Annotated in this window: 5 protein-coding genes; 1 reads left to right on the forward strand and 4 read right to left on the reverse strand. The window is 47.7% G+C overall.

Going from position 1 to position 4,795, the window contains the following annotated elements; all coding sequences use genetic code 11:
* Window positions 1-505 (forward strand): FecR domain-containing protein (locus tag VIM72_RS11040; RefSeq protein WP_332002892.1); only part of this gene is annotated, 505 nt, incomplete at its 5' end.
* A gap of 6 nt (window positions 506-511) precedes the next feature.
* Here the strand turns inward: VIM72_RS11040 and VIM72_RS11045 are convergent.
* The 4 genes from VIM72_RS11045 to VIM72_RS11060 form a co-directional block, all read right to left on the reverse strand.
* On the reverse strand, window positions 512-982 hold the full coding sequence (locus VIM72_RS11045; RefSeq protein ID WP_332002893.1) for a MarR family winged helix-turn-helix transcriptional regulator: 471 nt from the start codon (window positions 980-982) through the stop codon (window positions 512-514).
* Between the two features lie 387 nt (window positions 983-1,369).
* Window positions 1,370-2,545 carry a mannonate dehydratase gene (gene uxuA, locus VIM72_RS11050; protein WP_332002894.1) on the reverse strand — a complete coding sequence of 392 codons (1,176 nt, stop codon included), beginning with the start codon at window positions 2,543-2,545 and terminating at the stop codon, window positions 1,370-1,372.
* An 84-nt stretch (window positions 2,546-2,629) separates the two neighbouring features.
* Entirely contained in the window at window positions 2,630-4,000 is a 1,371-nt protein-coding gene (locus VIM72_RS11055; protein WP_332002895.1) for a glycerate kinase, read from the reverse strand.
* A gap of 26 nt (window positions 4,001-4,026) precedes the next feature.
* The gene (locus VIM72_RS11060; protein WP_332002896.1) at window positions 4,027-4,470 is read right to left on the reverse strand and encodes a hypothetical protein; all 444 of its coding nucleotides are present in this window, start codon (window positions 4,468-4,470) and stop codon (window positions 4,027-4,029) included.
* Window positions 4,471-4,795: the final 325 nt, after the last annotated feature.

A 4,795-nucleotide genomic window follows, 5' to 3' on the forward strand; every position in this document is an offset into this window, starting at 1 on the left:
GCTGGAGGGTGATACGTGGTTCGAAGTGGCATTGCCGGTGCGTGCACGCATGCAGTTGGATGAGCACACTGATCTGTATACGCTGAATGCGGTTTTTACAGTGCACAAAACCAATACCATCTTCAAAATACTGGTTATAAAAGGAAAAGTAACGTTAGTGCAGGATAAAGGCAAAAAGGTATACCTTACCGCCAGTATGTTGGCAAAGCGGGAACAGCATCAGCCGCTGCAGTTTAAAACGGTAAAGGGCCAGTCGCTGCTGGCCTGGAAAACAGGACGGCTCAGTTTCCGGAATACACCACTGGAAGAAGTGATTGATGCGGTGAACAGTTACTTCCAGCTCAATATACAGGTGCCACCTTCAGCAGCCAGTTTATATAAACGCAGCCTGACTGTTGACTTTGAGAATAAATCTGCGGATGAAACACTGGTATTGCTGCAAAGAGCGCTGAATGTTCCTTTGGTAAAAGACAGTGGAAACAGGTATTACATAACGTTGAAGTAAAGTGGATCAGCTAAGGTGTAAGCCTGCTGTTAATTGTTTAAGGATTGTTTTCAGTTGTGTAAACATTTCCCCGCCTATTATACTGGCATAGAGGCCCTCCACTTCATCTACTGCTTCGTAGGCATTGATCATAAATTCTTTCCCTTTTTCTGTGAGGAAGATAATGCTGGCGCGGTTGTCGGTATCATGTTTACGGGTGCCTATGTAATTATCTGCTTCCAGGTTCTTCACCACCTTGCTCATGGCTTGTTTGCTGATACGCGCTTTCCTGGCGAGGTCATTGTTAATAGTGCCCTGGGCATCGATATGTACGAGGAGAACCATATCGCCCAGTTTGAAATTTTTGTATCCGCGTTCCTGTAGTTTCTGTGTAATACGAAGGTCTATATCCTTTTTGAACAAATTAATCAGGCGGGCGAGGCTATCCGGTCTTTTGGCCAGGCATGCCTCATATCTCGCATCTATAGTTGCGCTCATCATATTGTAGGTTTGGTAAAAGTGTACAGTTGATAAAATCTTGTCCTGATGCAATGCTACAAAAAAGCGGTGATTTTTCGTGCGGCGGTTTAAAATTTATGACCGTCTGTTTAAAAACAGCGGAGGATATCAAAATAAATGAGGGTGCGGAGCTTCGCTTAAATGGCGGGCGACCTCCACCCGGGCGCCCAAATGAAAGAGGGTGTATCGTACTGTGATACACCCTCGTCAATATATTATCAGGGTAGTGTTATTTGTACGCGTAATCAGCCATTACGGTATATGTTCAAATACGCTTTCTGCCCTGGTGTAGCATCTCAGTCCGACGATGGTATTGCTTATCCCCACCTTTACTCTTTGTGCAGACCTGATGCTGGTAGATGTCAGTCAATCAGAGCCTAAAGCCCCGGCTATGCCCATTTCCAGGCCACGTAATTCTGCCAGTCCGCGTAAACGGCCTATAGCGCTGTACCCTGGGTTGGTTTTCTTATGAAGGTCATCCAGCATCTGGTGACCATGATCCGGGCGCATTGGAATGGAAACGTTGCGGCGTTTCATGGTGAGCAGGATATTCTTTACCACGGCAAACATGTCCACATCGCCTTCCAGGTGGTTGGCTTCATGGAAGTTGCCCAGCGCATCGCGTTGTGTGCTGCGCAGGTGGATGAAATGGATATGATCGCCCAGGCGTTCTATCATACCGGGGAGGTCATTATCAGCCCTTACGCCATAAGAGCCGGTGCAGAAGCACAGGCCATTGGCGGCATAAGGCGCTGCAATCAGCAGTTCACGGGCATCCTGCTCTGTGCTTACCACACGGGGCAACCCAAAGATCGGGAATGGAGGATCATCGGGGTGGATAGCCAGTTTAACGCCTGCTTCCTCTGCCACTGGCGCTATTTGCTGAAGAAAATAGAAGAGGTGCAGTTTCAGCTGGGTGGCATCAATGCCTTTATATTTATCTAACGCTACCTGGAATTGCTGTAACGTAAAGCTTTCTTCTGATCCTGGTAACCCTGCAATGATATTTTTTTGTAACAGTTCTTTATCCGCTTCGGTCATGCTGTCGAAGTGTTCCTTCGCACGGGCAATTTCTTCTTCGGTATAATCTTTTTCTGCTTCCGGTCTTTGCAACATGAACAGGTCGAACGCCATGAATGCAGCTTTTTCAAAGCGCAGTGCCCTGGAGCCATCTTCCACGGTATAAGACAGGTCGGTACGGGTCCAGTCAAGCACCGGCATAAAGTTGTACGTAACCGTACGTATGCCACAAGCTGCCAGGTTTCGCAGGGATTGCTGGTAGTTGTGGATATATTCTTTAAAACGGCCGCTTTGCGTTTTAATATCTTCATGTACCGGCACGCTCTCTACAACCGACCAGGTAAGCCCGGCAGCTTCTATGATGGCTTTCCGCTTTTGTATCTCCTCCTTCGTCCATACCACTCCATTAGGCACATGGTGCAATGCGGTTACCACACCGGTAGCTCCTGCCTGTTTAATATCAGACAGGCTAACCGGATCATTGGGCCCGTACCACCGCCATGTCTGTTCCATTCTCAGCATAATGCAAATACGTTTAGTAAATCCAGAATTTCTAGTTCCAAACCTCAAAAATATAATCTATCCACACATATACAAACTTTGATTTCAAATTTTAAGGTTGCCTGTAGTGATAAGCATGATCATGAGATCCATCACGTTAGTTTGAGTTGGCCCTGTAATCATTAGTCCGCCTGCTTTTGAGAAAAAATGCCATGCATCATTCTGTTGCAGGAAACTATTTGGGTCGAGCTGCATTTTCTCCGCATTTTTTATCGTAGAAGCATCCACGATAGCTCCTGCAGCATTGGTAGGGCCATCGCTGCCATCTGTGCCACCACTTAAAAAGGTGAGGGAAGGATAATGCGCAAGTGCGATACCTGCTGCCAGCGCCAGTTGCTGGTTCCGGCCGCCAAGGCCGTTCCCGGTCACTTGCACGGTTGTTTCCCCGCCAGCCAGCAAACAGGCGGGCAAAGGCCCGTTATACTCCAATGCGGTTTGTACCAGGCGGTCCGCTACCGCATGTACCTCTCCGGTAACCCTGTCTGACAGCAGTATGGGATGATAGCCCAATTCACGGGCCTTTTCCGCTGCTGCCTCCAATGCAATGCGGTTGGTACCGGTAAGGTAATTATGTGTATGCAGCAGTGAAGAATCGCCCGGCTTGGGCGTTTCGGGGATCCTGCCTGCCACACCGTTTTCGATGTGTTGAAGAAGAGGTGTGGAAATTTTTTCTGTGAGATGATATTTACGGAGAACTTCCATAGTGTCTGCAAAAGTAGACGGGTCGGCCACTGTAGGCCCTGAGCCTATTACGCTGAGGTCATCGCCCACCACATCGCTGAGCACAATGGTACATAACGTTGCCGGGTATATGTTTTTGGCCAGTTGCCCTCCTTTGATGCCCGAAAGATGCTTTCGTACGGTATTCATTTCCCGGATATCGGCGCCGCTTTTCAGCAGCGCTTCAAACAGCTGCTGTACTTCCGTTAAACTGCTGTGTACCGGTACATCCGCCAGCAGTGCGGAAGCGCCGCCCGACAACAGGAAGATAACCAGGTCGCTGGGCTGTACTTTTGCCGCCATCTCCAGCAGTTTAACGGAAGCGGCTACACTTTGTTCGTCGGGTACCGGGTGGCCCGCCTCTACCAGTTCCACCTGCTGTAACGGTAACGCATGTCCGTATTTTGTAACCACCAATCCCTGCAAAGGAAAGTGCCCTGCCAGGATATTTTCCAGCTCCTGTGCCATTGCGGCGGCAGCTTTGCCCGCCCCCATGATCCAAACACCCGCATGCGCGGGGATGGCGTAGCTATCTCCCGAAATATTAATAACCCGGGTAGCAGGTATTACCTGCACATTTTTCCTGATGAGCCGTTGCGGATGTACCGCTGCAACGCCCTGCAGGAAAATATCTTTTATATCGGCAGTAGTGTTGATCATATTTACAGGCATAAAAAAAGCAGTGAGATAACTCACTGCCAATATTTTTCAAGTTAAGAAATTTATTGTTGCTGGCTGGAATCCCTGGCCTCCTTCTTTTGCCGCTTTTTTTCCATTTTTTGTTCCAGTTGTTCCTTTTTATTCATTTCCCAGTCGTTCCATTTTTTATACTGTGCAGGTGTAAAAACACTTTTAAAACGCTGACTGCGTTCTGAATCCAGGGCTTTAAACTGCGTCATACGTTCCTTCCTGGTGAGGGAAGGATTGTTTTTTACCGCATCCATCCGGCGCACAATATCCTGGTTGATCACGAGGATCTTTTTTTCCTGGTCTTTGTTCAGATTTACCTTGTGAGAGATCTTGTCCGTAATCTTATCGGCTCTCCCTTCTGCCGTCCAGCGGCCTCTTGTACCGGAAGTATCCTTTACCTGGGCATTGGTGGTGAAGGCAGTTGCTGCAAAGAAAATGGAAAGCAGCATCCATGTATAAACAGAAATAAATTTCATAGTCAGCAAGTATTAAGCGAATTTAAACAAACTTAAGCTGTAAACCCTTTTCAAATTATCCCTTTTTCGTGTGAATCCAAAATACACCTACCACTCATAAAAAATATGCCGTTTTATTTATTCCCGCCTTAATGATTTATTACATTTAGCGGATCAACTGAATCTGAACCGAAAAAATAAAGATTTACATGAAAAAAGCTTTTGAGAACCCACGGGCAGCCCTGCTGTTACGGCGTATTACCTATGCTATGAAGCGGCACCGCGGTAAACTGCTGCTACAGGCCCTGCTGGCAACCGGCACTGTGGCCAGCGCCCAGGAAACCTT

Origin of the sequence: Chitinophaga sp., assembly GCF_036569185.1 — a bacterium.
In the GTDB taxonomy this organism is placed as follows: domain Bacteria; phylum Bacteroidota; class Bacteroidia; order Chitinophagales; family Chitinophagaceae; genus Chitinophaga.

Bases quoted from the DNA above. Each gene is read 5' to 3' on its own strand.
- VIM72_RS11045 (WP_332002893.1), bottom strand. From the start codon at position 982: ATGAGCGCAACTATAGATGCGAGATATGAGGCATGCCTGGCCAAAAGA.
- uxuA (WP_332002894.1), bottom strand. From the start codon at position 2,545: ATGCTGAGAATGGAACAGACATGGCGGTGGTACGGGCCCAATGATCCG.
- VIM72_RS11060 (WP_332002896.1), bottom strand. From the start codon at position 4,470: ATGAAATTTATTTCTGTTTATACATGGATGCTGCTTTCCATTTTCTTT.